Source organism: Nonomuraea rhodomycinica, from assembly GCF_013363995.1.
GTDB lineage: Bacteria > Actinomycetota > Actinomycetes > Streptosporangiales > Streptosporangiaceae > Nonomuraea > Nonomuraea rhodomycinica.
In genome coordinates this window covers 154,745-180,854 of sequence record NZ_JABWGO010000008.1, presented here as the reverse complement: position 1 = coordinate 180,854, position 26,110 = coordinate 154,745, and the positions used below count along the sequence as shown (strand labels likewise).

Sequence of the window (26,110 nt, the reverse complement as noted above, 5' to 3'; positions counted from 1 at the left end):
GGCCCGGATGTTGTGCGGGTGTCCACTCACATGGATACGTTTTCAAGCATCTCACCCGAAACGGACAGGGGTGTCAAGGGTTGCCGGGTGAGCGGCTTCTGCGGGAGGGGCGGGGTTCCGGTCCGGTGGAAACCATGATGGAATCGTTTCCATGGAGGCGAAGCGGGCGACCATCAAGGACGTCGCCGAGGCGGCGGGCGTGGGCGTGGCCACGGTGTCCCGGGTGCTGTCCGGGGGGTCGGCCAGCCCCGCCACCCGGGAACGCGTGCTGGCCGTCGCGGCCCAGCTCGACTACCGGCCGAGCGCGCTCGGCCGCAACCTGCGCCAGCGCCGTACGGGCGGCATCGGCCTGCTCGTCCCCGACCTGACCGACACCTTCTTCGGCCAGCTCGCCGAGGGCGTGCTGGCCTGCGCCAGGTCCGCGGGAGAGCCCGTGGTGCTCGGCTCCACCGGCGACGACCCCGAGCAGGAGGCCGAGCTGGTGGGCATGCTGCTGGAGCAGAGCGTGGACCGGGTGATCGCCGTGCCGTCGGGCGGCGCCGACACCTGGGAGCCCGCCGCCCGGGCCGGCATGACGGTCGTGTTCGCCGACCGGCTGCCCGCCGAGCGGCCCGGCGACGCCCTGTCCGGCTCCGCGCCCGGCCCCGTGTCCGGTTCCGCGTCCGCGTCCACGGCCGATCTCATGCTGCTCGACGGCGTCCCGCCGCCCCCGCCCGTCCCGCCGGTCCCGCCCACCGGGGTGCCCGCCGTCCTGGCCGACGACCGGGCCGGCATCCGCACGGCGGTGCGCTACCTGCGCGGCCTGGGCCACCGGCGCATCGCCTTCCTCGGCGGCCCCGGACACGACCGGCGCGTGGCCGCGTTCCGCGAGGCGGTCGGCCCGCAGGTGGACGACGACCTCGTCGTGTTCGCCACGGGCAGCCGCGACTCGGCCTACGCCGCCGCCTCGGGCCTGTTCCAGAGCCGCCCCGACCTGACGGCCGTGCTGGCGGGCGGCAACGTGCTGGGGGAGGCCGCCGTCCTGGCCGCCCGCGAGCTGGACCTGCGGGTGCCGCGCGACGTGTCGCTGGTCATGTACGACGACGTGCCGTGGGCGGAGCTGTGCTCACCCCCGCTCACGGTGATCGCCCAGCCGGGGCGCGACATCGGCTACCGGGCGTGCGAACTGGTGCTGCGCACCGCGGGCCGCCGCCCGCGCACCGTCGTCCTGCCCACGGAGCTGATCGTCCGGGGGAGCTGCGGCCCCCTCCGCTGACCGCCGTCATACCTGAGAGCTACGCGCGAGTGGGCTCTCCGGAGGGACGATGACCACGAGGGGCGATCCCTAGCGTCGGTGCCGGAACGATCTCCGGCTCGAAAGGACCGACAGCGATGGCACCCCCGCCCCAGGGACCCCACCCGCCTCCGTCCCGGCGAAGCGACCCGCCGGCGACGGTGGAAGCGGCCGGCCGACCCGGTCACCGCCCGACAGCCCGCCCAGTGGGCATGCCGGTGGACGGACCAGTCGGTCGCTCAGTGGGCGGGCCGGCGGGCCGCCCTGTGAGTGGGCCGCGCCTGCGACGCGCCCTGCTGGCCGGGCTCGTCGCCGCGGCGGTGGCCGTCCCGGTCTCCGGCGCGGCCCGCCCGGAAGCCGTCCCGGCCCCCGCCCCCGCGACCGTGCGGCCGCCGCGCTCCGCGACGCCCGCCGCCCTCGACGAGCGCTACGTCGCGACCCGCGCGGACATCCTGGCGGCCGGGCGGGCGGCCGAGCGCGCCGGTCATCGCCGCCGGGCCGGGAACCTGCGCGCGATGGCCGCCCCGGACCGGCGGTTCCTGTCGTTCGACGGGCGCGACGGCGGTCGCACGGTGGAGGTCTTCGGTGACCTGGCCCGGGCGGAACGGATCGCCGTGCTGGTGCCGGGTTCCGACACCGGCCTGGACTCGTACGCGAGACTGCTGGCCGGCGCCACGCGGCTGCGGGCGGCGCTCCCCGGCAGGGTGGCGCTGCTGGCGTGGCTCGGCTACCGGACGCCGGCCACGCTGAGCGCCGAGGTGCTGACCTCGGCCCGCGCCGCCGAGGGCGCGCACGCCCTGCGGGGGTTCGTGCGCACGCTGCGCCGCCTCAGGCCGGACGCCGGGATCGCGCTGCTGTGCCACTCCTACGGGTCGGTGGTGTGCGGACGGGCCGCACCGGGCCTGGAGGTGACGGACATCGTCCTGTACGGCAGCGCCGGCGTGGGCGCCGACTCCGTCGCGGCCCTGCGCACCCGCGCCACCGTCTGGGCCGGGCGCGCGGGCGGCGACTGGGTGGCGGGGGTGCCGCACACCCGGATCGTCCTGCCGTTCGCCACGCTGGGCTTCGGCACCGACCCGGTCGCGCCGGAGTTCGGCGCGCGGCCCTTCGCGGCGGGCGACGGCGGGCACAGCGACTATCTCAAGGCGGGGACGATCTCCCTCGCCAACCTCGCGGCGATCGCGTCGGGCGGGGCTCCGGTGGAGGCGGGCGCACATGCGTGACACAGGTGTCCGTCGCCCGGCAGGGCGGGTCGAGGGCATGGTGGGGCGGGTCGAGGCGGGCACGCCGGAGGGACGCGACCGGGCCCTCGACGGGCTGCGCGCGCTGGCGATCGCGGGGGTGGTCCTCGGACACTGGTTCGTCACCGCCCTCGTCCTGGACAGCGGCGCGCTGCGCGGCGCGAGCCCGCTGTCGTACCAGCCCGGGCTGGCGCCCGTCTCCTGGACCCTGCAGACGCTGGCGGTGTTCTTCTGGGTGGGCGGCAGGAGCGCGGCACGCGGGTACGCCGCCGCGCGGGCCGGGGGAGCGGGCTACGGCTCGTGGGTGCGCGGCCGGCTGGCGCGGCTGTCCCGCCCGGTCGTGCCCGTGCTGGCCGTGTGGGGCGTCGCGGCGGTGACGATGCTCGCCCTGGGCGCCGGGCAGCAGACCGTGTACGCGCTCTTCAGGCTGGTGCTCTCACCGCTGTGGTTCCTGCTGGTCTACGCCGCGCTGACGGCCGCCACCCCGCTCGCCGCCCGGATGCACCCGGCGTGGCCGCTGGCCGTCGTCGCGCTGGCCGATCTGGTCCGGTACGGGCTCGACGGGCCCGCCTGGGCCGGCTGGATCAACCTGCCGGCGGGCTGGCTGGTGCCGTACTGCCTGGGCGCGGCCTTTGCCTGGGACGGCCCGCGCGCCCGCGCCGCCGGGTGGTCGCTGCTGGCCGGTGGCGGGGCGCTGGCGGCCGGGCTCGTGCTGTGGGCGGGGTATCCGGCCGCGATGGTCGGCGTGCCGGGCGCCCCGGTCTCCAACCTGTCGCCGCCCACGCTGGCCGCCGTCGCCTTCGGCCTGGCGCAGTGCGGGGCCGCCCGGTTGCTGTACGACCCGCTGGGACGGGTGCTGCGGCGGCCCGCCGCCTGGGCCGTGGTGGCGCTGGTGAACCTGTCGGCGATGACGCTGTTCCTCTGGCACCAGACCGCCATGATGGCGGTGACGGCGCTCGGCCTGCTCGCCGGACGGCCCGTGCCCGGCCTGCACACGGTCCCTGCGGACGCGGGCTGGCTGCTGGCCCGGCTGGCCTGGCTGCCGGCCTTCGCGCTGGCGCTGCTGGTCTGCCTGGCGGCCTTCCACGCGTACGAGCGGGGTTCTTCGCGGACGGCCCGTGACCGGAGCTCCTTCGCGCGCGCCGGAACCGGGTCCGGCGGTCGGTCCGAGAGTGCCGGAACCGGGTCCGGCGGTCGGTCCGAGAGCGCCGGAACCGGCCTCGCCCGAGGGGAGGCGGTCCGGAATGTCTAGGGTAGGCGTGGTGATCGGGAGGGCGGCATGGGCGTGAACCGGGTGGCGGAGCTGGCGCGCACCCTGCGCGCGGACCTCTGGACGATCGCCGCCGACCCGCTGCCGCGCCGGACCGGGTCGCGGCTGCTGGCGCGGCTGCCGCACACGCTGGTGGTGGTGTACGCCGTCGTGCTCGCCCTCACCGGCCGGGCGTACCCCGAGTACCCGGTCTTCGCGGCGCTGGCCTGGGTCCACGCGGCGGTGCTCGTCGTGGCGATGTTCCGCCCGATGATGGCGTGGTGGGCGTCCATCGGCGTCATGATCGTCGGTTCGTCGCCCACCGATCCACGGGTGACCACGCTGCCCGGCCTGCCTCCGCCGCCCGACATGCCGGATCCGGCGGTGTCCATCGTCGAGTGGCTCCCGCACGCCTGGTCCTGGACCGGTACCGGGATGGCCCTGGAGGCCGGGGTGCTGTTCCTGGTCGCGCTCAGAGTGCGGCCCCGGGTGGCGGCCGAGACGCTGACGATCACCATCCTGGTGGCGGTGGCGTATGTGGCGTTCTCGCGCATGCCGCCGGCATCGGGCGACCCCGTGGTCGCCCTGCCGGTCTTCCTGGTCGCGACCGTGACGGGCGCCGCGTTACGCGGCCGCCGCGTGGCCCGTGCCCGCCTGGTCGAGCAGGAGGTGCTCACCGCCGACGAGCGCGCGCGCCGCGCAGTGCTGGAGACCCGCAACCGGATCGCCCGCGAGCTGCACGACGTGGTCGCCCACCACATGTCGGTGATCTCCATCCAGGCTCAGGTGGCCCCCCACCTGGTGGAGAACCCGCCCCCGGAGCTGACGGAGAGCCTCGCGGGCATCCGCGAGAACGCCGTCGAGGCGCTGACCGAGCTGCGGCGGATCCTCGGGGTGCTGCGCTCGGAGGACGCCGAGGCCGACGGCCTGCGCCACAGCCCGCAGCCCACCCTCGACCGGCTGGAGGAGCTGATCGGCAACGTCCGCGGGGCCGGGCTGGCCGTCACCGTGGAGACCGCCGGCGAGCCCCGGCCGCTGTCGCCCGGCGTGGAGCTGTCGGCGTTCCGCATCATCCAGCAGGCGCTCAGCAACGTGCTGCGGCACGCGCCCGGGGCGCGGGTGCGGGTGGGGATCGGCTACCTGCCCGCCGCCCTGGCGATCCGGGTGGCCAACACCGAGCCCACACGTCCCGCTCCGCCCGCGCACGGCCCCGGGCACGGGCTGCTGGGCATGCGGGAGCGCACGGCCATGCTGGGCGGCGAGCTGGTCGCGGGCCCGGCGCCCGGCGGCGGCTTCGAGGTGACCGCCATCCTTCCCGCACCCGTACCTGCCCGGCAGCCCGATCCCCGCGAGGACAGCACCCCATGACGACCCCCATCCGCGTAGTGATCGCCGACGACCAGATGATGGTGCGCCAGGGCTTCACGGTGCTGCTCGGCGCCGAGCCCGGCATCGAGGTCGTCGGCCAGGCCGTGAACGGCCTGGAGGCCGTCGCCGTCACGGAGCGGCTGGTCCCGGACGTCGTCCTCATGGACATCCGGATGCCCGAGCTCGGCGGCATCGAGGCGACCCGCCGCATCACCCGGCTCGGCGGCGTCAGCGCCAAGGTCCTGGTGCTGACCACGTTCGACCTCGACGAGTACGTCTACGAGGCGCTGCGCGCGGGCGCGTCCGGGTTCCTGCTGAAGGACGCCTCGGCGGCCGAGCTGGCGCACGCGGTGCGCGTGGTGGCGGCCGGCGACGCCCTGCTGGCGCCGAACATCACCAAGCGGCTCATCGCGGAGTTCTCCCGCATCGCCGATGCGCCCCGCGTCCCGCTGAAGGAGCGGGTGGGCGACCTGACGGAGCGCGAGACCGAGGTCCTGGCCCTGATCGCGCAGGGGCTGTCGAACGCGGAGATCGCCGCGAGCCTGGTGGTGGCGGAGCAGACCGTGAAGACCCACGTGAGCCGGATCCTGGTCAAGCTGGGCCTGCGCGACCGCACCCAGGCGGCGGTCTTCGCCTACGAGGTGGGCCTGGTCCGCCCGTCCGGCTACTGAGCTCCGGCCGGGGCCTGGGCCGGGGCGTCGTCCGGGGCCGTGCCGAACAGGGCGGCGTGGCGGTCGACCATCATGTCGCGCCCCTTGAGCTGCGCGACCATCTCCGGTGTCGCGATGCCGCCGTCGCCGAAGAAGCCGGAGCCGCCCTCCGGCCCGAGCGGCACCGCGATGAGCGACCCGATCGTCGCGTACTCCAGCGGCTCCCCCTCGCCGGTGATCAGCGCGCGGATGTTGCCGGCCACCACCTCCGCCTGGCGGCCGGCGGCCGCGGCCACGTCGCGGTCGGCGTTCGTGATGTCTCCGAGGGCGAAGACGCGTGTCTCGCCCTCCACCCGCATCCGCGGATCGACGCGGACGTAACCGCGCTCGTCGCGCACCCCCGCGAGCGACCCGCCGTCGAGGTACTCGGTGTGCAGTTTGACGCCGAACGCGCGGTACCAGATGTCGGCGGCGATCTCGTCGCCCTCCGTCGTCGTCACGCGGACGGTCCCGCGCGTGGCGGGCGGCGCGCTGGGCAGTTCCCGCAGCTTGACGCCGAGCCGCAGCTCGACGCCCAGCTCGGTGAGCTGACGGCGTAGCTCGTCACGCAGTTCCTGGACGAACGGGCCGGCCAGGACGTCGTCGGCGATGTCGGTGATGACGACGTGCTTGTCCGGCGCGAACGCCTTGATCTCCCCGGCCAGCTCCAGCCCGGTCGGGCCCGCGCCCACGATGAGCACCCGCCCGGCGCCGGCCAGCTCCTCGTGGGCCGCCCGGTGTCGGGCCTTGGCGGCGTCGAGGTCGGGCTCGTCGTTCTTGGCCGGGAACGGGTACGAGGAGCCGGTGGCGAGGACGAGGTAGTCGGGTTCGAGGACGCCGCCGGACTCCAGCTCGACCCGCCGCCCGTCGACCCGTACGGCGCGGTCGCGGACGAACCGGCCGTGCACGAGCAGGCGCTCGTACGGAAGGTAGATGCGGTCGACGAAGTCGGGCTGCACCAGCGAGCGCAGCGCGGCGACGTTGTGCACGAAGCCCTCGGTGGGGTCGACGAGGGTGACGTCGGCGACGTCGTCGAGCGTCTTGGCGACGCTGACGCCCCCGTACCCGCCCCCGAGGACGACGACGGAGGGACGGGCGGCGGATGTGGTGTCGGTCATGACGTGTCCAGCCTTTGCGGATCAGAGTCACTACTAATTTAGTAGTGACAAGCTACACGCTAGCCCCTAGTGAACGCGATGGGGACCCCTCTTCCTGGCGACAGGGTGAGCGCCGCGTGGCTGGAGGGCCGTTCGGAGGGCCGTGTTCGCAGCCGGATCGTCACCATCCGCCGGGCGGCCCCGTGCGCTAGCGTGGGAGCATGGCGGCGACCCCCAACCCGAGCCACAGCGTGACGTCCGAGGCGTGCGTACGCGGCGACGCCGCGCTCGCCCGCGCGTTCGTGTTCCTGGGGAAGCGCTGGAACGCCGTCATCCTCGGCGCGCTGAGCGAGGGCCCGGCGGGCTTCCGCGAGCTGTCGCGCTTCATCGACGGGATCTCCGACTCGGTGCTGTCCGACCGCCTCGCCGACCTGGCCGCCGCGGGCCTGATCACGCGGCGGGTCGAGGAGGGGCCGCCGGTCGCGGTGTCGTACGCGCTGACCGAACGCGGCGAGGCGCTGATGCCGGCCCTCGCCCAGATCTCCGCCTGGGCCCAGGAGCACCTGCTCGCCGGCGACTGCTAGAGGGCGCCGCGGCGGAGAGCGGGACGGGCATGTCCCGTGCGGGGGCGAGCTGTCACAGCCGGCCGGGCCCCGCCCCGACGGGCGGTTGAAAATCCGCCCCACCTCTGTCGGCGGCGCCTGGCCGACATGTGGACGAGGCGGAACTCATCGGCCGTGTGGCGGTGGTTGCGCATCGCGCCAGGCATCTGTGACGCATGCCTCCTCGAAGTGCCACCAGCCATCCTGCCGGCCTCGCCTCAGCAGCATCTTGATCTCCTTCAGGTCCGCGTCCGCCGGGACGGTGTAGGCGATCAGGGGGAATTCCTGGCTGAAGACTTCTCCGCTGACACCGTACGGGGCCAGATGCTCATGGACGGCGTGAGGACTGCGCCCCAAGGGGCCCGTCGGAACCGGCAGGACCCGGATGGTGCAGTTGCCGGATGCCTGCACCCGCTCCGTGGACCAGTGCAGACCATCGGCATCGGTGATGAAGCGCACGACTTCGCCTTCGGCGAGTCCGTCCTGAAGGAAGGGAGCGTTCTCCACGCGGGCGGTGTCCTCGCTCAGCCGCGTGGCCCAGAGGCCTTCGGTGTCGTAGGGGAGCCAGCCTTCTCTAGGTACGAATCGGAACCAGACCTTGATCAGGTCTGGCGATGCCGGCACGCGTTCCGTCGGAGCCGCCGAAGTCATGCATACATGATCGCCCCTTCCAAGCCTGAGTAGACGTAGGCGACCCGGCAGTGAGGTGCGGACATGCACTCCGCCTCTCCCCGGTAGACGGCCACGAGGGAGTCGCTGCCGCGCCACCAGTTGTCCGCCAGCCCGGCGACCTCGGGAACCGTCTCGTAACCCGCCAACGGGAGAGCATCGACGTCCTGGCCGGTGACCTTGGTGATCGACTTCGCGTGGGTGGACGCGTGATACGCCAACGCCAACGATTCCACCCAGCCTTCAACCGACGAGTGCAGAGGCGCCCATCGATAGCCGTAGAGGCCGAATTCGCCCTGGGGGCCGATCATGAAGCTGTAGGCAACGGCCGTTCGCGGCTCTCCTGCTTCGAACAACCACCCTTCGGCCGGCGTCCTCTCGGGAATGTCAGGATTCAAGATCCTGGGACCGCCGTCGTAGCGCGGAGCGGGAGGAAGCGCGAGCCCGCCCCATCGCCTCGCATAGGCGGTCACCCGGTCGATCTCCGTTGCGGGGATGCCCAGTCCGAGCCAACGCTTCCGGCTCTGGTCGACGTCGCATGAGGTGAACCGCAAGGCGTGCGCGGACACGAAGAACCGAGCTCGACGTGTGAGCTCCTCCGGAGCATCGACTTGGTTGAGGCTCACGCGAGGACGCTATCTCATCGGCCGGTGCCCCGGAGGCTCCGCACGGGCTCGATCACCGGCGCCACCTTGTCCTCCGGGAGCTGATCCACCAGCGCATGGCGCGGAGTACGGGGGCCGGAGGCGAGCCATGCCTTTGGTGTCCTGCCCGCGGCCCCGGCGCCGTCTTGACGTTCTTGCCTCCGGGTTTTCCTTGGGTCGCCGTCCTTGGTGGGTGTTTTACAGGGCCTTTTCGATGGCGGACACGATCGCCGGGTCCTCCGGAGTGGTCCGGGGGCGGAAACGGGCGATCACCTCGCCCTCCCGCGAGACCAGGAACTTCTCGAAGTTCCACTGGACGTCCCCCGCCTCGCCGTCCGCGTCCGGAGTCTCGGTGAGGGTGGCGTAGAGCGGGTGGCGGTCCGGGCCGTTGACGTCGGCCTTCTCCAGCAGCGGGAAGTCCACGCCGTACGTCGTCGAGCAGAACTCCTGGATCTCCTCCGCCGAGCCCGGCTCCTGGCCCATGAACTGGTTGCAGGGCATGCCGACGACGCTGAAGCCGCGCGGGCCGTAGCGCTGGTGGAGCTCCACCAGGCCGGCGTACTGCGGGGTGAGGCCGCACTTGGAGGCGACGTTCACGATCAGGAGCGTCTGGCCGCCGGCGAGCTCGCCGAGGGTGGTGGGGGAGCCCGCGAGGGTGCGGAGAGGAATGTCGCGAATGGTCATGATCCGACCCTATAGACCTCCCTCCGCGATCAGCTCCGTCGGCCGCCTTCCGGATCTCCAAACGTGATCGCCGGAAAGTGTGACGAGCCTCACATTTCGCTACAAATGCCCTGATAAGGGGCATATTACGCTCTTTGCTACGGATCTACGCACAGATGGACAACTAGCGGTAAAGGGCGCAATTCGGGCATGGTGGCGCTTCCCCGACCCCCGTTCGAAAGGGACCCCCACCCATGCCCATGCTTCGCCGCGCCGGAATCCTGATCCTCTCCGCCGCCCTCGTGACCTCCGGTGGGGCCACGGCCGCGCAGGCGCAGACCGCCCAGGCGGCCAGCAAGCACAACAAGGCCATCGCCAAGCACCTGGCCGCCAAGCGCGGCTGGACGAAGAACGGCCAGTTCAAGTGCCTCGTCAAGCTCTGGCGCCGCGAGAGCGGCTGGGACCACCGCGCCCAGAACAGCTCGTCCGGCGCGTACGGCATCCCCCAGGCGCTGCCCGGCAGCAAGATGGCCACCAAGGGCAGCGACTGGCGCACGAACCCCAGGACGCAGATCAAGTGGGGCCTGTCCTACATCAAGCAGCGCTACGGCTCGCCGTGCGGCGCGTGGGCGCACTCCGAGTCCACCGGCTGGTACTGATCCCCACGGCTATCGGGCGTCCTCGTTTCCCGTAAAGGTGGCGCAATCCCGGCGCCGGGCCGCGCCACGCGGAGCCAGCGAGACGGCGATCGGTCGTGAAGGATCTCGCAAACACCTGTCCGTCGCGTGTCGCTGTCCGTGACCGACGATTACGCAGCGTAATAGAAACCGGCTAGAGGAACGTCGCGGAGCCCTCCGGGCCGCCCAGCACGACCGGGCGGTCACAGGAACCCGGAGCGGCCGCGCGGACCGTCCTCGTCCGAGCCACGGACGCGGATCGTCAGGGCGGCCGGCCGGCCGGTGCGCCCGTCCGCACGCGACCCGACAGCAAGGATCGCATTGGACAGCAAACGCGCTCTTCACAGCGCTCTGGCCGCGACGGCAGCCGTCGTCGCGCTCGGCACCACCACAGCGGCAGCCAGGGCCGACTCGCATCCGGGAGCACTCCGGCGCGAGAGCGGCCCGCCGGTGGTCCACGAGGGCGTCTGGCACGCCCCGGTCGTCCGGATGGGCACGTGGAGCCCGTCGGCCCGACCGCGGCTCGCCACCGTGCTCATGAACGGCCGCCGCGCCGCCGACCTGCGGCCCAAGCGCAGGAACAAGGTGATCGCCCTGGACCAGGTGGTCCGCAGATCCTGGTCCTACCAGGAGTTCCGGTGCCTGGACAGCCTCTGGACCCGGGAGAGCAACTGGGACCATCGCGCCTATAACAGCTCATCCGGCGCGTACGGCATCCCGCAGGCCCTGCCCGGAGGCAAGATGAGCGGGGCCGGCGCCGACTGGCGCTCCAACCCGGCGACGCAGATCCGCTGGGGACTCGCCTACATCAAGGGCAGATACGGACGCCCGTGCGGCGCCTGGGGACACTTCCAATCGCACAACTGGTATTGACGGTCGCGCGACCGGCTTTGACGGCAGCCGTTCAGGGGAAGGGACGGCTGCCCCGCCCGGAGGGCGCCCGGTGTCAGCGGGCGCCCTCCTCGCGTGCGTGGAGCACGGTGATCGCCTGGATGAGCAGCTCGACCCCGAACTCGAACTCGGCGTCGTGGTCGCACGCCCCGAGCAGCGGCGCGAGGGCGCTCACCTCCGGGAACAGGGCCGGGTCGACGGCCTCGGCCCCGGCCAGGTGCCGGTGATGGACGGGCGCGAACGTCGGCGTCACCCCCACCTCCCGCAGCAGCGAGCCGACGATGAAGGCGATGAACAGCCGCACCACCCGCACCGCGTCGGGCCCGTCGAACCCGGCGCTGCGCAGCGTGGCCAGCGCCCGCTCGACCGGCAGCAGCCCGGCGGCGGAGGAGAGCTGGCGGCTGACCACGAGCATCGTGCAGCGCGGGTAGTGGTGCGCGATCTGCCGGAAGGCGCGCGCCTGGGTCCGCACCCGGTCGGTCCAGTCGGCGTCGGGGTCGTCGGTGAACTCGATCTCGCTGAGCACGGCCTCGGCCACGCCGTTGAGCAGCGCGTCCTTGTTGGGCACGTGGTTGTAGAGGGACATCACGCCGACGCCGAGCTCGGCCGCGATGCGCCGCATGGACACCGCGTCGGCGCCCTCCCGCTCGATGAGGTCGATCGCGGCGGTGACGATGCGCGCCCTGGACAGGGGCTCCGTGGTCATAGCTCATTCTATTGACGGACGTACGGTGTACGTGCCAGCCTCGAAAGGGTACGTACGGTGTACGTCCCCCCTTGGAGGTCCGATGTCCACGCACGATCTCTACACAGTCCCTCCCGAGCTGCGCACCTGGAGCCTGGACATGGCCGGGCAGAGCCGGTTCACCTGGGAGTACGACGACGGCCGGGACCGGATGCTCGCCCTGTACCAGAAGGGCAAGGACAAGCAGTGGGACTCCACCAAGCGCATCGACTGGGACCTGGAGGTGGACCCGTACGACGTGCTCGGCGTCCCCGACGAGACGCTCGCCATCCACGGCACCCCGCTGTGGGAGCGGATGGACGAGGCGCAGCGCCGCGAGGTGCGCCGGCACAGCGCCGCCTGGCAGTTCTCCCAGTTCCTGCACGGCGAGCAGGGCGCCATGATCTGCTCGGCGAGGATCGTCGAGAGCGTCCCCGACCTGGACTCCAAGTTCTACGCCGCCACCCAGACCATGGACGAGGCCCGCCACGCCGAGACCTACGCCCGCTTCCTCCAGGAGAAGGTCGGCCTGGCCTACCCGATCAACGAGCACCTCAAGGCGCTGCTGGACAGCACGCTGACCGACTCCCGCTGGGACATGCCGTACCTCGGCATGCAGGTGCTCATCGAGGGGCTCGCCCTGGCCGCGTTCGGCGTGATGCGCGACTTCACCACCAAGCCGCTGCCCAAGCAGATCCTCGCGTACGTCATGCAGGACGAGGCGCGGCACGTCGCCTTCGGCCGGATGGCGCTGCGCGACTACTACCGCGACCTGTCGGAGAGCGAGCTGCGCGAGCGCGAGGACTTCGTCATCGAGGGCTGCTACCTCATGCGCGACCGCCTGCGCGGCCGGGAGACCTGGGAGTACATGGGCCTGTCCAAGGCCGAGGTCGACGAGGCCATGGAGGCCACCGACCGGTCGGAGTACCTGCGGGTATTCCGCTCGCTGCTGTTCAGCCGCATCGTCCCGTGCGTGAAGGACATCGGGCTGTGGAGCCCCCGGCTCCAGCAGGCGTACGCGGACATGGGCGTGCTCGACATGGCCGGCCAGTCGCTGGAGGCCCTGATGAAGCAGGACGAGGACATCGCCGAACGGCTCGACCAGCAGCGCTTCGCCGAGGAGGAGGCCGAGCGGCACGCCGAGGTCGCCGAGACCATCGTCCTCGGCGACTCGACCTCCTGACGGCCGGCTGAGGCCCCGCGGTCAGGCGGGGCCCGCGTCGTCCTCCGCCACCCGGGCGATCAGCTCCTCCACCTGCGCGTTCAGCTTCGCCCCCCGCGACCACCCCGCGTAGTGGGTCACGAACACCACGACCTCGCGCAGCTCGCCCTCCGACAGCAGCTTCGTGCGCAGGGCGGCGTCGAGCTGGATCTCGGCCTGGTCGTCGATGCCCTGCCCGACCAGCAGGCCGAGCAGCAGCAGGCGGCGGTCCCTCATCGACAGCACGTCGCGGGCCCACAGGTCGCTGAACTGACGCTCAGCCGTCATGCCGTAGGAGTCCACGGTCTCGATCACCGGTTCCTTCATGAGAGTGCTCCCCAGTCGGAGGGATCCTCATATCTTTCGTCACTTCCTGAGAGGAACCAATGGGGGGTTGCACGAACGTTGTACGGCGGTGACCGTGGAGGGTGCCGCCCTGACTGGGGCATTGCCTGGTCTGTAACAACTGAAGCCAAGGCCCGGCCAAGATTTGGTCAAGATTTCTCACCGTACATCCGGCTCACCGAGCCTGAAAACGGGCACAACAACGGCGTCGGTCCGCAAAGCGGAGGTACCCCCCGGTGAGAACGGCACGGGCCAGGGTCGCGCTCATGGCCGCGGCCCTCATGCTGCTGTCCGCGTGCGGACAGCCCGAGTACACCTACGTGCGCGACCGGGACGGCACCACCTACTTCAAGGTGCCCTCCTCGTTCGCCCAGCTCAACGCACACCCCATCGACCTGTACCTGAGCGGGACCCAGCCCGGCTCCCTCGCCGAGGCCGAGCGCGCGCGGCGCGTCTGGTCGGTCGCCTTCGACCAGTCGGCCCAGCCGGACGTCACCCACCTGCTCGGCTCCGCCGACCCCTTCCTCTACGCCACCGTCCACCAGCTCACCGACGAGCAGCGCGACACCATCTCCCTCGACCAGTTGCGCGACTTCCTCTTCCCGGTGACCGAGCGGGTGCGCCAGCTTTACCAGGCGCGGGCGGCCGCCTCCGGCAGGCAGCCGCTGTTCAGCGGCTTCGAGGAGATCAGCGACCAGGTCCTCACCCTGGACCGGGGCGCCAGAGGCGTCAGGGTGCGCTTCAACTACCGGATCGGGACGGAGATCCAGACCTTCGACCACACCGCCATCCTCGATGAGCGGGGCGACACCGTCTCGGTCATGCTCATCGGCTGCCAGGCGATCTGCTTCCGGGCCCGCTCCGCGGAGTTCGACAAGATCGCCGACTCGTTCCGACTGCTCCGGCTGCCCGGTTAGAGGGGGCACAGTTGACCACCACCACCCACCACGAGGGGCTGCGCGCGCCCGGCAGCGGGCCGGCCGACCCCGACTCCGTCACCAGGAAGCGGATGCCGTTCTGGGACCGGAGCAAGTTCCTGCTCGGGCTGGTCCTGGCCTTCCTCGTGCTCTCCTGGAAGACCATGGCCGACTACGAGGGCATCGTCGGCTTCGCCGAGGCTGTCCGGGTCATCGCGTACGAGCACCAGTGGATCTTCTGGCTGCTCGGCGCGGAGGCCCTGCGCCAGCTCCACTTCCTCGTCAGCGAGCGCTCCTCCCGCTACCACGGCTTCTGGAGCCGCCGGGTGTTCGGCGGGCTCGAGCGCTGGTCGCAGCGGCGCTTCGACGACTGGACGCGCTACCGGATCGCCCGGGCCGTCAAGGTGGTCTTCTGGGGCGCGCTGGTGGCGCTGGTGCTCGGCGCGGTGCTGGAGACCAGCCCGTTCCTGGCGCTGTTCCGGGCCCCCGCGCTGCTGTTCCAGGCGCTGCCGTTCCTCTTCCAGATCGTCTTCCTGTTCTTCGTGGTCATCATCCAGTTCGTCGGCATGTTCTGGTTCCTGTCGCGCGGCGGCGTCGAGACGTACTTCCCCGACGACATCAAGACCCGCTTCGCCGACGTCTGGGGCCAGGACCACGTCGTCGAGCGGGTCCGCGAGAACATCGTCTTCCTCGAACGGCCCGGCGAGATCGAGCAGCGCGGCGGCTACGTGCCCAGCGGCCTGCTGCTGTGGGGGCCGCCCGGCACCGGCAAGACGCTCATGGCCGAGGCAGTCGCGGGGGAGACCGGCAAGCCGTACGTGTTCGTGGACCCCGGCGCGTTCACCAACATGTTCATGGGCATCGGCATCCTCAAGGTCAAGACGCTCTTCCGCAAGCTGCGCAAGCTCGCCCTGCGCTACGGCGGCGTGATCGTCTTCTTCGACGAGGCCGACTCGCTCGGCAAGCGCGGCCGGCTCGCCGTGCAGGGGCCGCCCGGCCAGGGCGGCGGCTGGTCGGCGTTCTCCGGCGCGCACGGCTGCCACGGCCTCGGCTACCTGTCGGAGGAGACCCGCTCGGCGCTGGCCTTCCGGCGCGCCCGCGAGCCGGAGGAGCCCGGCGCCCGCGACCGCTTCATCATGGGCGGCGGCATGAACGGCGGCGACCCCGGCACCCTCCAGGCGCTGCTCACCGAGCTGTCGGGGCTCAAGAAGCCGCGCGGGTTCTTCAACCGCCTCGTCCGGCGGCTGCTCGGCATGCGGCCCAAGCCGCCGCCCAAGTACCGCATCCTCGTCATGATGGCCACCAACCGGCCCGACGCGCTCGACGAGGCGCTGCTGCGGCCCGGCCGCATCGACCGCATCTACAAGGTCGGCTACCCGTCCAAGGCCGGACGGCTGCGCACCTACCAGGGCTACTTCGACAAGGTCGAGCACGAGCTCACCGCCGAGCAGATCGACAAGCTCGCCACCATCACCCCGTACGCCACCGGCGCCACCATCAAGGACCTGGTCAACGAGTCGCTGATCACCGCCATCCGCGACGGGCGCGAGGTCATCACCTGGTCCGACGTGCTGCGCGCCAAGCGGCTCAAGCAGCTCGGGCCGCCCGAGGACGTCGAGTACATCGAGCGGGAACGGCACGCGGTCGCCGTCCACGAGGCGTGCCACGCCGTCGTCGCCTACGTCACCCGCTTCCACCTGGAGATCGACATCGCCACCATCGAGAAGGGCGCCGACTACCTCGGCATGGTGGCCTCCATCAAGCCGGAGGACCAGTTCACCCGCTGGAAGTCCGAGTACGAGGCCGACATCATGGTCTCCCTCGCGTCCCTGGCGGGCGAGCGGATGTTCTTCGGCGAGGACAACTCCTCCGGCGTGTCCGGCGACCTGCACTCGGCGACCTACCTGACCGCGCTCATGGAGTCGCACTGGGGCATGGGCTCCGGCGTCACCTCGCTGCCCGCCCTCCAGGAGCTGGAGATCATGGGCGGCAAGGCGATGCCCCGGCGCGGCGGCGGTCCCGTCGGCATCGCCGGCAAGCCGCCCCTCCAGGGACAGGCCGAGCTGACGCCCGACGTGCTGGGGGAGCGGATCGAGTTCAACCTCGTACGGCTGCTGGAGCGGACCGAGCGGCTGCTGGAGGAGCACCGGCGCGACGTGCTGTGCGTGGCGCACGCCCTGGAGACGCACAAGACGCTCAACGGCGACGACGTGGTGGCCGTCATCCAGCGGCGGCCCGGGCCGATCATCGACGGCGCCGTCTACGCCTCGGACGAGCTGTACGAGGAGCTGGAGGCGTATCACCGGGAGGCGGCGCGGGCGCACCAGGAGCACAGCCGCATCGACCGGGACCTGCCGGAGGCCGCCGGGCCGCCGCCCGCCGGTGAGGTGGTCACCGGGGAGATCGTGCAGGTCACCACGGCCGAGCCCCCCGCGGCCGAGCCCTCCGCCGTCGGGACGTCCGCGGTGGTGGCGTCACCGGGGGCAGGGGGTGACGGGCGGCCGGAGTTCGTGCCGTGGGCGCCGGAGACCGGAACGGCCGTCGTCCCCGGGACCGGCCCCGTGGCATCGCCCGCGCCGTCCCGCCACCCGGCCGCGCCCGGTCACGGCGCCGTACCCGGTCACGGCGCCGCGCCCGGTCACGGCGCCGCACCCGGTTACGGCGCGCCGCTCCCGCAAGCCGGACCCGCCGCCGAGGCCGTCACCACCGAAGCGGTCGTGGCCTCCCACGCGCGCGGCCCGCGCGGCCGGGGCTGGGTGCCGGTCATGAGCCTGCTCGCCCTGGTGACGCTCGTGCTGCTCGTCGGCCTGGCCCTGACCGGAGTGGCGCCGTCCACCGGCGCCGGTCAGGGGGCGGGAGTCGCCTCGCCGGGGCTGCTGCTGATCGTGTTCGTCATCGTGGTCGCGGTGATCGTCGGCATCGGGCTGGCGCTCGTCGCGGTCCGCGGCATGCGCGCGGCCCAGGTCAAGGCCGAGCGCGAACGCGACGAGGCGCACGCCCGCGCGCAGCTCCTGGCCGCCGCCATGGACCCGGACACCGCGATGCGGCTGCTCGGCTACGACGGCAGGCACGGAGGGGAGGGCCGCGTCGCCTGAGCGGCGGCGGGCCGGTCGGCCGGTGAGGCGGGTCAGATCTGGATCCGCAGCCGGCCGATCGGCCCGGCCAGCTCCTCCTCCTCGTACGCGAAGTGCGACGACAGGACCTCGGCCAGCCGCACGGCCCGGGCCCTGACCTCGTCCACCTCGGCGGACCCGGCCACCAGCCGCACGCACGCCTCGTCGAGCGCCGTCAGCAGTCCCGCGATGACCTCGTGCTCCTGGGTGAGCTTGGCCACCACCGGCGCCAGCGCCGGGTCGCGCTCCGCGATGGCGGGGAACAGGTTCTCGTCCTCGATGGTGTGGTGGATCGTCACCAGCCGGCAGAACGAGGCGCAGAACGCGCCCAGCGTCCAGTGGTTCTGCCGCATGGTGAGCCGGTTGATCTGCGAGCGCAGCGCCTCGGGGTCGAGCGTGCCCGCCGCCACCTGCTCGACCGCCGTCACCACCTGCCGCATCTCGTGCCGGTAGCCGTCGTGGACGGCGGCCAGGTGCTGCCCGAGCCGGCGCTCCTCGGGGGTGAGCTCCGCCGGGTCGGTCCTGGGCGCGTGCGGCCGGGCCGCCTCGTCGAGCTCCGTCGTCGCGGCTTCATGGTGGATGTGCATGGGGGAACCTCCAGCCCGACATGATCGCACGATCCGCACAGCGGAACGTACGGACCGGTGCTGATTAACACGACGTTCACATTCGGGCAAAAACCGGGAAACGGCCGTCCGGAAGACTCGGCGTGGCTGAGAGAGACCCCGAAAGGACCGTTCGTGAGCTACAAGGCTGAGTACATCTGGATCGACGGCACCGAGCCCACCGCTCTGCTGCGCTCGAAGACCAAGATCCTTGCCGACGGCGCCGAGCCGCCCGTGTGGGGATTCGACGGCTCCAGCACCAACCAGGCCGAGGGCCACTCCTCCGACCGGGTGCTGCGCCCGGTGTTCACCTGCCCGGACCCGATCCGCGGCGGTGCCGACATCCTCGTGCTGTGCGAGGTCGAGGAGATCGACGGCACCGCGCACAAGAGCAACACCCGCGCCCTGCTGCGCCCGATCGCCGAGCAGTTCGCCGACCAGGACTCCTGGTTCGGCATCGAGCAGGAGTACACCTTCTTCAAGGGCAGCCGCCCGCTCGGCTTCCCCGAGGGCGGCTTCCCCGCGCCGCAGGGCCACTACTACTGCGGCGTCGGCGCCGAGGCCGTGTTCGGCCGCGAGATCGTCGAGCTGCACCTCGACCGCTGCCTCGCCGCCGGCCTGGCGATCTCCGGCATCAACGCCGAGGTCATGCCCGGCCAGTGGGAGTTCCAGGTCGGCCCGGCCGGCCCCCTCGAGGTCTCCGACCACCTGTGGGTCGCCCGCTACCTGCTCTACCGGACCGCCGAGGAGTTCGGCGTGGAGGCCACCCTCGACGCCAAGCCCGCCCGCGGCGACTGGAACGGCGCCGGCGCCCACACCAACTTCTCCACCAAGGCGATGCGCGAGAACTACGACGCGATCATCGCCGCGTGCGAGGCCCTCGGCGAGGGCGACAAGCCGATGGAGCACGTGACCCAGTACGGCGCCGACATCGAGCTGCGCCTGACCGGCCACCACGAGACCGCCCCGTGGAACAAGTACACCTACGGCGTGTCCAACCGCGGCGCCTCCGTCCGCATCCCGTGGCAGGTCGAGGTGGACAAGAAGGGCTACATCGAGGACCGCCGCCCCAACGCCAACGTCGACCCGTACGTGGTCACCCGCCTGCTGGTGAACACCTGCTGCGCGGCGCTGGAGAAGGCCGGCCTCGTCTGAGCGTCAGCCGCTGACGGCTGAGGGAACGCGGGCACCCCCGATGGGGCCCGCGTTCCCGTGTTTCCCGGCTGCGCACCGTCGCCGTTCGGAGCCGTTCCGTAACCGGGGTACGCCCATCCTGGCACGACGCCGCTCCGCCGGCAGGCGAACGCCGGCCGGCGGAGTGGCTTTCTTGGCTTCCGGCGGCAGGATTGTCCACCTGAGGCGCCGTATTGCCGTGTTCGTGCTACGGGAGACGGAAGTCGAGGTCCGGCGTGATGTCGGCGACGTCCATCTGCGCCTTCTGCAGGCGGCCCGAGTGGTCCCAGTTCATGGCCTGCCAGCGGGTGAACTGGTCCAGCACCCACATGCCGGACTGCCGGCTGCCGTTGCCCGACTTGCCGTTGCCGCCGAACGGCAGGTGCGCCTCCGCCCCCGACGTGGAGTTGTTGACGCTGACCATGCCGGCCGAGACGCCCTCACGGAAGCGGAAGGCGTTGCGGGCGTCGGTCGTGTAGATGGAGCTGGACAGGCCGTACCCGGGCAGGTTGGCCAGCTCGATCGCCTCGTCCAGGGTCCGGAACGTCGTCACGCCGACGATCGGCCCGAACGTCTCCTCCAGGAACAGCCGGTCGTCCGGCCGCACCCCGTCGACCACGACCGGGTGGTAGTACAGCCCGCCCTCGCCGGTGAAGTCCTGGCGCGGGCTGTCCTCGGTGACGCGCCCCGTCGGGCCCGAGACGACCCGGTGGTGGGGCTGGATCCAGGTCAGGTACTCCTCGTACCGGTCGGCGAACTTCTGGTCGAGCAGCGGGCCCGCCAGCACGTCCTGGTCCGGCTCGCCGATCCGCGCCGCGCGCACGGCCTCGGCGAAGCGCCGCAGGAACTCGTCGTGGACGCTCTCGTGCACGATCACCGTGCCGAGGCTCGTGCAGCGCTGGCCGGCCGTGCCGAACCCGGAGAACAGCGCCCCCTCGACGGCCAGCTCCAGATCGGCGTCCGGCATGATCACCATGGGGTTCTTGCCGCCCAGCTCCAGGCACGCCGACTGCAGGTGCCGTCCGGCCAGCTCGCCGACCTTCCGCCCGACCTCGCTGGAGCCGGTGAACCCGACCTTGTGCACCGTGCCCTCCTCCAGCGCCCGCTCAAGGCCCCGGAACGTCTCGGCGCCGTCGGCGAACACCACGTTGAGCACGCCGTCCGGCAGCCCGGCCGCGGCGAACAGCCGGTACAGGGCGTGCCCGGACGCGGCGGCGTACTCGGCCGGCTTCCACACCACGGCGTTGCCGCACAGCAGCGCCGGCACCAGGTACCAGGACGGCACGGCGACCGGGAAGTTCCCCGCCGTGATCACCGCCGCCACGCCGACCGGGTTGCGGAAGGTGAACAGGTTCTTGTCCGGCATCTCCGACGGCACCGTCTGCCCGTACAGCCGCCGCCCCTCGCCGAGGAAGAAGTCGCACGTGTCGACGATCTCCCGCACCTCGCCCAGCGCCTCCGCGTACGGCTTGCCGATCTCCTCGGTGACCAGCCGGGCCAGGCTCTCGGCGTTCGCCTCGACCAGCCGCCCGATGGACGCGATCACCCGGCCGCGCACCGGCGCGGGCACCTTGGCCCACTCGCGCTGGGCCTCCTTGGCGGTGCGGCAGGCGGCGGCGAACGTGTCGGCGTCCGCCATCCCGACGCTCGCGACCACCTCACGGGTGCGCGCGGGGTTGGTCGACTGGTACGTGCTCGCGCTGGCGGCGTCCTTGCCACCCACGACGGAGACGATCTGACGGGTCACCGGTGCCCTCCTCATAGTTCCTACGGTCAGACAATCATCCCGCCGCAAAAAACCCAACCTCATGGCGCTCCCGCGCCTGCTCCCGTACGCCGGGACCAGCTCGTCCCGGTGATGTCGTAGTCGTGAGTACTCCCGGCGTCGCAGTCGCGGGCCGGTCGTTGATCCCGGTGTGGTAGGGACGAATGACCTCCCACGGGGACGCCTCGGAGCGGCGGATGGCCGACGATTACCGGTCATGAGGACCCCAGTCAGGTACATCCACGGCGCGGCGTTGCTCGCCACCGGGCTGCTCGCGGGGGCGTTCGGGTACGGCGCGGCCAACGTGATCCCGACGTTCGGCGCCGTTCCGCTGGAGGTGCGCCTGACCTTCCACACCACGATGATGAAGGTCAACGAGCCGGTCATGCAGAGCGCGATGGCGCTGGCCGTCGTCACCACCTTCGGCCTGGCGGTCGCCGGGCGCGCGTGGACGCGCCGGCTGGCGCTCGGTGCCGGCGCGCTGGCGGTGCTCTCCTTGCTGATCACTCTGTTCGGCAACGTTCCGCTGCACGCGTCCTTCCGGAAGTGGGCCGCCGGCCCGGTCCCGGCCGGCTACGCCGAGGTCTTCCAGCGCTGGGAACTGTTCCACACCCTGCGCACCCTGACGGCGTTGGCCGCATTCGTGCTGATCGTCGCCGCCGCCGTCGTCCCCCGTCCCGCCACTGCCTGAGGTGGTCTGATGCCCGACTTCCACGCCTTCCTGACGCGATTGCCGTACGAGCTGGCCTTCAGCCAGGAGGACCCCGCCACGATCGTGGACCGCTACCACACGCCGGACCTCGAGTACCGCGCCGACGGCGTCATCTTCGACCGCCGGCGGCTGATCGACCACGCCGCCCCGGCCCGCAAGAACGCCCGCGAGCTGGACGTCGAGGTACACGAGACGCTGATCGACGGCGACCGGGCCGCCGCCCGCTACACCATGACCGTCCGGACCAGGAAGGACAAGGCCCTGCGGATCGAGGTCCACCTGTTCGCCCAGCTCGCCCCCGACGGGCGGGTGCGCCGCGTCGACTCCCTCACCAGGACCGTGACCCCATGAACCTGACTCTCGTCGGCTCCACGGGCCGCACCGGACGCCACGTCCTGGCCGAGGCCCTGCGGCGCGGCCATCGCGTCACCGCCTTCACCCGCGACGCCGCCGGCCTGCCGGCCGAGCCGTACGCCGTCGTGGAGGGTGACGGCCGCGACCTGGAGAAGATGCGTGCGGCCGTCGCGGGCGCGGACGCGGTGATCTCCATCATCAACGGCGGTGACCGCGACGACCCGCACCGCGCGGCCGAGGCCACCCGCACCGTCATCCGGGCCATGGCCGAGACCGGAGTGCGGAGGCTCGTGGTCACCACGCCCTATCCGATCGTCGCCCGCCGGCCGTACCCGCTGATGTGGCTGCTGCGCCGCCTGCTGGCCACCCCGTACGCCGACGCCCGCGACCTGGAGCGGGCCGTGAGCGCCAGCGACCTCGACTGGACCGTCGCCCGGCTGACCCGGCTCACCGACCGGCCCGCCACCGGGGCGGTCGTGATCCGCCGCGAGCTGCTGGCCAGGCCGCGCGCCCTGACCCGGGCGGACGCTGCCGGCACTCTGCTGGACATCGCCCAGGAGCCGCACCTGAGCGGCGTGGCCGTCAACGTCCACGGACGCTGAGCCCCGCGAAGGCCGGGAAATCCGCTGATCAGGGAGGAAGAGTGGCTGTTATCGTCCCTCGCATGGCAGAACTGATCGCTCCAACGGCACGGCTGCATTCCTCCTGGCTGGCGGCGCGTGGCGAGTGGCGGCCCGGCGCTCACCAGGACGGGGCGGGCCTGCGCCTGGTCGCGGACGACGACCTCGACAGTCCGGAAGGGTTCGCCTCGTGGGTCGAACGGCTGCGTCGGCAGTCGGACCGGTCGCTGCCCATGGGGGAGGGTCACGTCCACGCCACCCACTGGTGGATCGCCGACGGCGAGACCTACCTCGGAGCCATCGACCTACGCCACTACCTGAACGCCTTTCTGCTGGAAGGCGGCGGAAACATCGGTTACAGCATCCGGCCTTCCGCCAGAAGGCGGGGCCTGGCCACGTGGGCGTTGGGAGCGGTTCTGCGGAAGGCGCCGGCGCTCGGCCTGGACCGCGTCCTTCTCACCTGTGACGACGGCAACGTCGGCTCGGCGCGCACGATCGAACGCAACGGCGGTGTCCTGGAGGACGTGCGCGCCACGGAGATCGGGGTCAAGCGCCGTTACTGGATCGCTCTCGGCGACGCCGCTGCTCACGGCTGTTGATCGAAGACGATCCAGCGCCCGTCCGACGTTGCCCGTTCCGAGAATTCCGATCTTCATGGCGTCGAGGCCGGCTCGTCGGGCGGGCTCTTAGTGGTCAAGGGCGCTTACCTGGTACGTAATTGGCACCCCTACCTCCCCACGCCAGACTTGTCTCATCAGTGCATCGCCCTGGACCGGCGCGGCCACGGCCGTTCCGACCGTCCCAGCACCGGCTACGACATGGACACCGCGGCCGACGACCTGGCCGTGCTGATCGAGCTGCTCGACCTGCGCGACGTGATTCTCGTGGGCCACTCGATGGGCGGCGCCGAGATCGCCCGGTACCTCGCCCGGCACGGCGACGAGCGGGTCGCGCGGATCGCGCTCATCTCGGCCATGCTGCCGTTCATGCGGCAGACCGACGACAACCCCGAGGGGATCCCCGGCGCCCTGCTGGACGCGTCGATGGCCGCGATGGACGCCGACCGGCCCAAGTGGCTGGCCCGGCAGGCCCAGGCGTTCTTCGCCACCCACCTGGGCAACGACGTCTCCCCGGCGCAGGTCGACTTCACCATGCGCCAGTGCCTGGAGACCTCGCCGTGGGCGGTGCGCCAGGCCCAGCGCAACGTGGTGAACTTCGACCACCGGGCCACCCTGCCCGAGATCAAGGTCCCCACGCTGGTCGTCCACGGCGCCGCCGACTTCTCCGCGCCCATCGACGTCACCGGCCGCCGTACCGCCAAGATGATCCCCGGCGCCCTCTACCACGAGTACCCGACCGCCGGCCACGGCCTGTTCGTCAGCCACCGTGACCAGCTCAACGACGACCTGCTCGCCTTCGTCGAGGCGCGTTGAGCCGGCGCCGGCGCCGCTCCTCAGCGGCGCAGGCGCTCCAGGACGAAGGCGACGCGGGCGGCGACGTCCGCCCTGGGCAGGGGGATCACCTCGTACCCGTGCCGCCCGTACGCCTCCACCATGGCGTCGTGCGTCCGCTCCGCCTCGTCGAGGTCCTGGCGGCGTTCGGCGTCGTGGGTGTAGATCTCGGGCCACGGCGGGGCGGCGAACACGCGGCGGTGGTAGCGGAAGAGACCGGCGGCGGCCGACACGTGCGGCGGGACGGGACGGCCCAGCAGGAGGTGGTAGCCGACCACGTCGGGGACGCCCCGGTCGAAGAACACCGGGCCGGCCAGGGCGCGCGCCTCGTGGTGCGAGCGCATCTCCCAGGCCAGCATGACCTCGGCGAACAGCGCCGTGTCGCCCTCGTGCAGGGCCCGGCCGCCGATCGCGGCCTGATCGCGGATGATCGCCCGGCCCGCCTCGGCGACGCAGGCGTGACCGGCGGCGCGCAGGGCCTCGATCAGCGTGGTCTTGCCGGCGCCGGGCCCGCCGGTGATCACGACGAGGTCGTCGGGCGTGTTCATGTGGATCACCACCTCTGGTGTGTCGCGTCTGCTCGGACTCACGGGCGGAAAACGCGATGCCGTCACGCCGGAAGGGGCGGTACGGTCCGTCGCATGGCCATGATCTCGAACGACGACCTGATCGCCTCGGCCCAGGCGGTGCTCAACCCGCGCGAATCGGGTGACATGGCCTCCGGTCAGGTGGCCTCGACCCTGGTCACCGCCCAGGGCACCCTCTACTCCGGCGTGTGCATCGACACGCCCTGCGGCATGGGCTTCTGCGCGGAGCACGCGGCCATCGCCGCCATGGTCACCGCCGGAGAGTACCGCATCGCCCGGATCGTGGCGGTACGGCGCAGCGAGGAGGGCGCCCTCCACGTGCTGCCGCCGTGCGGACGCTGTCGCGAGTTCATCCGGCAGATCGACCCGGCGAACCTGGAGGCCGAGGTGGTTCTGGGCCGTGAGCGTTCCGTGCCGCTCAGGGAGATGCTCCCGTACCACGAGTGGCCCGCCGCCATCTAGGTGTATCGCCCCGCGGGCTTGCTGGTTCTGGGATTCATCGAGGGCTTCCTGCGGTGGGGTAGTCGGCCGAGCGGCTCACATCGGCCCATTTCTCGGTTTCCGCGGCGCGGATCTCGGCGGCCTTCTGGGCGGAGGCGACGGCGTCGCTGCCGAGAAGGAGTCGCCGGGGCGGGTCGTCGTCGCGGACGACGTCGATGATGATCCTGGCGGCGCGGGCGGGGTCGCCGGGCTGGGTGCCGTCGGTGTCGTGCCGGTAGCGGTGGATGGCGCCCACGGTCTGCTCGTAGTCCGGGCCGACGGGGTGGATCTCCATGGAGGAGCCCTGCCAGTCGGTACGGAACGCGCCCGGCTCGACGATGATGACCTTGACGCCGAAGGGTGCGACTTCGCTGGCGAGGACTTCGGAGAAGCCTTCGACGGCGAACTTCGCGGTCTGGTAGGCGCCCATGCCGGGAGTGCCGCCGACGCGTCCTCCGATGGAGGAGAACTGGACGAAGACCCCTGATCGCTGGGCGCGCAGGACGGGCAGGGCGGCCCGCGTGACGTTCACGACGCCGAAGAGGTTGGTTTCGATCTGGGCGCGGAAGTCGTCTTCGGCCATCTCTTCGATCGGCGCGCTGTTGCCGTAGCCGGCGTTGTTGACGACCACGTCGAGGCTGCCGAAGGCGTCGGTGGCCTCCTTGGCCGCTCGGGCGGCCGCGGCGGCGTCGGTGACGTCGAGTGCGACCGCTCGCATCCGGTCGCCGTGGCGGACCACCAGGTCGTCGAGTTGCCTGGGATCGCGTGCGGTGGCGATGACCTGGTCGCCTGCCTCGAGGACGGCTTCGGTGAGGTGGCGTCCGAAGCCGCGTGACGCTCCGGTGATGAGCCATGTCTTGGCCATGGGTGTTCCCTCTCTCTAACTGCCTCATCAATGTAGCGCTTATAGCGGCAATTGCCACGAAAATGAGACAGAGGTCTCTTCATCGGCTGTCACCGATCCCAGCCGGCCGGTTCCCCGCAGGTCTGCTCGATCCCG

General features: G+C 71.8%; 28 protein-coding genes. 18 read left to right on the top strand and 10 right to left on the bottom strand.

All coding sequences use genetic code 11. The features are described from left to right. Positions 1-151: 151 nt before the first annotated feature. From HT134_RS29005 to HT134_RS28985, 5 genes are all read left to right on the top strand, one after another. Positions 152-1,255, top strand: a complete 1,104-nt coding sequence (locus tag HT134_RS29005; RefSeq protein WP_175603630.1) for a LacI family DNA-binding transcriptional regulator — start codon at positions 152-154, stop codon at positions 1,253-1,255. 284 nt (positions 1,256-1,539) lie between these two features. Beyond that, positions 1,540-2,496: an alpha/beta hydrolase gene (locus HT134_RS29000; protein ID WP_312888516.1), complete on the top strand. Its 957-nt coding sequence runs from the start codon at positions 1,540-1,542 to the stop codon at positions 2,494-2,496. Beyond that, positions 2,489-3,766, top strand: coding sequence for an acyltransferase family protein (locus HT134_RS28995; RefSeq protein WP_217708514.1), 1,278 nt, complete (start codon positions 2,489-2,491; stop codon positions 3,764-3,766). The genes HT134_RS29000 and HT134_RS28995 overlap by 8 nt, the downstream gene beginning before the upstream one ends. A 27-nt stretch (positions 3,767-3,793) precedes the next feature. Beyond that, entirely contained in the window at positions 3,794-5,131 is a 1,338-nt protein-coding gene (locus HT134_RS28990; protein ID WP_175603629.1) for a sensor histidine kinase, read from the top strand. Beyond that, positions 5,128-5,802, top strand: coding sequence for a response regulator (locus tag HT134_RS28985; protein ID WP_175603628.1), 675 nt, complete (start codon positions 5,128-5,130; stop codon positions 5,800-5,802). Before HT134_RS28990 ends, HT134_RS28985 begins: the two co-directional genes overlap by 4 nt. Here HT134_RS28985 and HT134_RS28980 read toward each other — a convergent pair. Then, positions 5,796-6,938: an FAD-dependent oxidoreductase gene (locus HT134_RS28980; RefSeq protein ID WP_175603627.1), complete on the bottom strand. Its 1,143-nt coding sequence runs from the start codon at positions 6,936-6,938 to the stop codon at positions 5,796-5,798. The genes HT134_RS28985 and HT134_RS28980 overlap by 7 nt on opposite strands. 200 nt (positions 6,939-7,138) lie before the next feature. Here HT134_RS28980 and HT134_RS28975 point away from each other — a divergent pair, with 200 nt between their 5' ends. Then, positions 7,139-7,501 carry a winged helix-turn-helix transcriptional regulator gene (locus tag HT134_RS28975; RefSeq protein WP_175603626.1) on the top strand — a complete coding sequence of 121 codons (363 nt, stop codon included), beginning with the start codon at positions 7,139-7,141 and terminating at the stop codon, positions 7,499-7,501. A 144-nt stretch (positions 7,502-7,645) separates the two neighbouring features. On the opposite strand, the gene HT134_RS28970 is transcribed toward HT134_RS28975, so the two are convergent. The 3 genes from HT134_RS28970 to HT134_RS28960 all read right to left on the bottom strand — a co-directional run bounded on the left by HT134_RS28970 (position 7,646) and on the right by HT134_RS28960 (position 9,516). Next, the gene (locus tag HT134_RS28970) at positions 7,646-8,170 is read right to left on the bottom strand and encodes a DUF4265 domain-containing protein (RefSeq protein ID WP_175603625.1); all 525 of its coding nucleotides are present in this window, start codon (positions 8,168-8,170) and stop codon (positions 7,646-7,648) included. Then, the gene (locus tag HT134_RS28965) at positions 8,167-8,814 is read right to left on the bottom strand and encodes a hypothetical protein (protein WP_175603624.1); all 648 of its coding nucleotides are present in this window, start codon (positions 8,812-8,814) and stop codon (positions 8,167-8,169) included. The genes HT134_RS28970 and HT134_RS28965 overlap by 4 nt, the downstream gene beginning before the upstream one ends. 216 nt (positions 8,815-9,030) lie before the next feature. Beyond that, on the bottom strand, positions 9,031-9,516 hold the full coding sequence (locus HT134_RS28960) for a glutathione peroxidase (RefSeq protein ID WP_175603623.1): 486 nt from the start codon (positions 9,514-9,516) through the stop codon (positions 9,031-9,033). Between the two features lie 233 nt (positions 9,517-9,749). Here HT134_RS28960 and HT134_RS46080 point away from each other — a divergent pair, with 233 nt between their 5' ends. Together HT134_RS46080 and HT134_RS48170 are read left to right on the top strand one after the other, a co-directional pair. Further along, positions 9,750-10,154 (top strand): aggregation-promoting factor C-terminal-like domain-containing protein, encoded by a 405-nt coding sequence (locus HT134_RS46080; RefSeq protein ID WP_376768117.1) that lies wholly within the window; start codon positions 9,750-9,752, stop codon positions 10,152-10,154. A 339-nt stretch (positions 10,155-10,493) separates the two neighbouring features. Next, positions 10,494-11,045 (top strand): aggregation-promoting factor C-terminal-like domain-containing protein, encoded by a 552-nt coding sequence (locus tag HT134_RS48170; RefSeq protein ID WP_246365704.1) that lies wholly within the window; start codon positions 10,494-10,496, stop codon positions 11,043-11,045. Positions 11,046-11,118: 73 nt separating this feature from the next. Here the strand turns inward: HT134_RS48170 and HT134_RS28945 are convergent, their stop codons facing one another. After that, a complete protein-coding gene (locus tag HT134_RS28945) occupies positions 11,119-11,769 on the bottom strand; it encodes a TetR/AcrR family transcriptional regulator (protein ID WP_175603622.1) in 651 nt (216 codons plus the stop codon). An 82-nt stretch (positions 11,770-11,851) separates the two neighbouring features. Between HT134_RS28945 and HT134_RS28940 the strand changes: the two genes are divergently transcribed. Beyond that, positions 11,852-12,970, top strand: coding sequence for a ferritin-like domain-containing protein (locus HT134_RS28940; protein WP_175603621.1), 1,119 nt, complete (start codon positions 11,852-11,854; stop codon positions 12,968-12,970). Between the two features lie 21 nt (positions 12,971-12,991). On the opposite strand, the gene HT134_RS28935 is transcribed toward HT134_RS28940, so the two are convergent. Further along, positions 12,992-13,315: a carboxymuconolactone decarboxylase family protein gene (locus HT134_RS28935; RefSeq protein ID WP_175603620.1), complete on the bottom strand. Its 324-nt coding sequence runs from the start codon at positions 13,313-13,315 to the stop codon at positions 12,992-12,994. 254 nt (positions 13,316-13,569) lie between these two features. On the opposite strand from HT134_RS28935, the gene HT134_RS28930 reads away from it, so the two are divergent. Further along, positions 13,570-14,250, top strand: a complete 681-nt coding sequence (locus HT134_RS28930; protein ID WP_175603619.1) for a hypothetical protein — start codon at positions 13,570-13,572, stop codon at positions 14,248-14,250. Between the two features lie 11 nt (positions 14,251-14,261). After that, positions 14,262-17,345 (top strand): AAA family ATPase, encoded by a 3,084-nt coding sequence (locus tag HT134_RS28925; protein WP_217708513.1) that lies wholly within the window; start codon positions 14,262-14,264, stop codon positions 17,343-17,345. A gap of 32 nt (positions 17,346-17,377) precedes the next feature. Here the strand turns inward: HT134_RS28925 and HT134_RS28920 are convergent, their stop codons facing one another. Beyond that, positions 17,378-17,950, bottom strand: coding sequence for a hemerythrin domain-containing protein (locus HT134_RS28920; protein ID WP_175603618.1), 573 nt, complete (start codon positions 17,948-17,950; stop codon positions 17,378-17,380). 153 nt (positions 17,951-18,103) lie between these two features. Between HT134_RS28920 and glnII the strand changes: the two genes are divergently transcribed. After that, complete coding sequence (gene glnII / locus HT134_RS28915; protein ID WP_175603617.1) at positions 18,104-19,123, top strand: glutamine synthetase; 1,020 nt, start codon at positions 18,104-18,106, stop codon at positions 19,121-19,123. A gap of 226 nt (positions 19,124-19,349) precedes the next feature. On the opposite strand, the gene HT134_RS28910 is transcribed toward glnII, so the two are convergent. Next, positions 19,350-20,888, bottom strand: a complete 1,539-nt coding sequence (locus HT134_RS28910; protein ID WP_312888514.1) for an aldehyde dehydrogenase family protein — start codon at positions 20,886-20,888, stop codon at positions 19,350-19,352. A 235-nt stretch (positions 20,889-21,123) separates the two neighbouring features. On the opposite strand from HT134_RS28910, the gene HT134_RS28905 reads away from it, so the two are divergent. The 5 genes from HT134_RS28905 (at position 21,124) to HT134_RS28885 (ending at position 24,025) form a co-directional block, all read left to right on the top strand. Beyond that, entirely contained in the window at positions 21,124-21,597 is a 474-nt protein-coding gene (locus HT134_RS28905; protein WP_175603615.1) for an anthrone oxygenase family protein, read from the top strand. 9 nt (positions 21,598-21,606) lie between these two features. Further along, positions 21,607-21,969 carry a nuclear transport factor 2 family protein gene (locus HT134_RS28900; RefSeq protein WP_175603614.1) on the top strand — a complete coding sequence of 121 codons (363 nt, stop codon included), beginning with the start codon at positions 21,607-21,609 and terminating at the stop codon, positions 21,967-21,969. Beyond that, positions 21,966-22,574, top strand: a complete 609-nt coding sequence (locus tag HT134_RS28895; RefSeq protein WP_175603613.1) for an NAD(P)-dependent oxidoreductase — start codon at positions 21,966-21,968, stop codon at positions 22,572-22,574. The genes HT134_RS28900 and HT134_RS28895 overlap by 4 nt, the downstream gene beginning before the upstream one ends. A gap of 62 nt (positions 22,575-22,636) precedes the next feature. Next, on the top strand, positions 22,637-23,191 hold the full coding sequence (locus HT134_RS28890) for a GNAT family N-acetyltransferase (protein ID WP_175603612.1): 555 nt from the start codon (positions 22,637-22,639) through the stop codon (positions 23,189-23,191). 90 nt (positions 23,192-23,281) lie between these two features. Then, positions 23,282-24,025, top strand: coding sequence for an alpha/beta fold hydrolase (locus tag HT134_RS28885; protein ID WP_376768116.1), 744 nt, complete (start codon positions 23,282-23,284; stop codon positions 24,023-24,025). A 20-nt stretch (positions 24,026-24,045) separates the two neighbouring features. On the opposite strand, the gene HT134_RS28880 is transcribed toward HT134_RS28885, so the two are convergent. Beyond that, positions 24,046-24,591 (bottom strand): AAA family ATPase, encoded by a 546-nt coding sequence (locus tag HT134_RS28880; RefSeq protein ID WP_175603611.1) that lies wholly within the window; start codon positions 24,589-24,591, stop codon positions 24,046-24,048. Between the two features lie 93 nt (positions 24,592-24,684). On the opposite strand from HT134_RS28880, the gene HT134_RS28875 reads away from it, so the two are divergent. Then, on the top strand, positions 24,685-25,092 hold the full coding sequence (locus HT134_RS28875) for a cytidine deaminase family protein (RefSeq protein WP_217708512.1): 408 nt from the start codon (positions 24,685-24,687) through the stop codon (positions 25,090-25,092). A 34-nt stretch (positions 25,093-25,126) separates the two neighbouring features. Here the strand turns inward: HT134_RS28875 and HT134_RS28870 are convergent, their stop codons facing one another. Next, positions 25,127-25,975 carry an oxidoreductase gene (locus HT134_RS28870; RefSeq protein WP_175603610.1) on the bottom strand — a complete coding sequence of 283 codons (849 nt, stop codon included), beginning with the start codon at positions 25,973-25,975 and terminating at the stop codon, positions 25,127-25,129. Between the last annotated feature and the right edge of the window lie 135 nt (positions 25,976-26,110).

Coding starts and splice junctions, on each gene's coding strand:
- HT134_RS29005 (WP_175603630.1), top strand. CDS start 152: ATGGAGGCGAAGCGGGCGACCATCAAGGACGTCGCCGAGGCGGCGGGC.
- HT134_RS28995 (WP_217708514.1), top strand. CDS start 2,489: ATGCGTGACACAGGTGTCCGTCGCCCGGCAGGGCGGGTCGAGGGCATG.
- HT134_RS28990 (WP_175603629.1), top strand. CDS start 3,794: ATGGGCGTGAACCGGGTGGCGGAGCTGGCGCGCACCCTGCGCGCGGAC.
- HT134_RS28985 (WP_175603628.1), top strand. CDS start 5,128: ATGACGACCCCCATCCGCGTAGTGATCGCCGACGACCAGATGATGGTG.
- HT134_RS28980 (WP_175603627.1), bottom strand. CDS start 6,938: ATGACCGACACCACATCCGCCGCCCGTCCCTCCGTCGTCGTCCTCGGG.
- HT134_RS28975 (WP_175603626.1), top strand. CDS start 7,139: ATGGCGGCGACCCCCAACCCGAGCCACAGCGTGACGTCCGAGGCGTGC.
- HT134_RS28970 (WP_175603625.1), bottom strand. CDS start 8,170: ATGACTTCGGCGGCTCCGACGGAACGCGTGCCGGCATCGCCAGACCTG.
- HT134_RS28960 (WP_175603623.1), bottom strand. CDS start 9,516: ATGACCATTCGCGACATTCCTCTCCGCACCCTCGCGGGCTCCCCCACC.
- HT134_RS46080 (WP_376768117.1), top strand. CDS start 9,750: ATGCCCATGCTTCGCCGCGCCGGAATCCTGATCCTCTCCGCCGCCCTC.
- HT134_RS28945 (WP_175603622.1), bottom strand. CDS start 11,769: ATGACCACGGAGCCCCTGTCCAGGGCGCGCATCGTCACCGCCGCGATC.
- HT134_RS28940 (WP_175603621.1), top strand. CDS start 11,852: ATGTCCACGCACGATCTCTACACAGTCCCTCCCGAGCTGCGCACCTGG.
- HT134_RS28935 (WP_175603620.1), bottom strand. CDS start 13,315: ATGAAGGAACCGGTGATCGAGACCGTGGACTCCTACGGCATGACGGCT.
- HT134_RS28920 (WP_175603618.1), bottom strand. CDS start 17,950: ATGCACATCCACCATGAAGCCGCGACGACGGAGCTCGACGAGGCGGCC.
- HT134_RS28905 (WP_175603615.1), top strand. CDS start 21,124: ATGAGGACCCCAGTCAGGTACATCCACGGCGCGGCGTTGCTCGCCACC.
- HT134_RS28900 (WP_175603614.1), top strand. CDS start 21,607: ATGCCCGACTTCCACGCCTTCCTGACGCGATTGCCGTACGAGCTGGCC.
- HT134_RS28895 (WP_175603613.1), top strand. CDS start 21,966: ATGAACCTGACTCTCGTCGGCTCCACGGGCCGCACCGGACGCCACGTC.
- HT134_RS28890 (WP_175603612.1), top strand. CDS start 22,637: ATGGCAGAACTGATCGCTCCAACGGCACGGCTGCATTCCTCCTGGCTG.
- HT134_RS28880 (WP_175603611.1), bottom strand. CDS start 24,591: ATGAACACGCCCGACGACCTCGTCGTGATCACCGGCGGGCCCGGCGCC.
- HT134_RS28875 (WP_217708512.1), top strand. CDS start 24,685: ATGGCCATGATCTCGAACGACGACCTGATCGCCTCGGCCCAGGCGGTG.
- HT134_RS28870 (WP_175603610.1), bottom strand. CDS start 25,975: ATGGCCAAGACATGGCTCATCACCGGAGCGTCACGCGGCTTCGGACGC.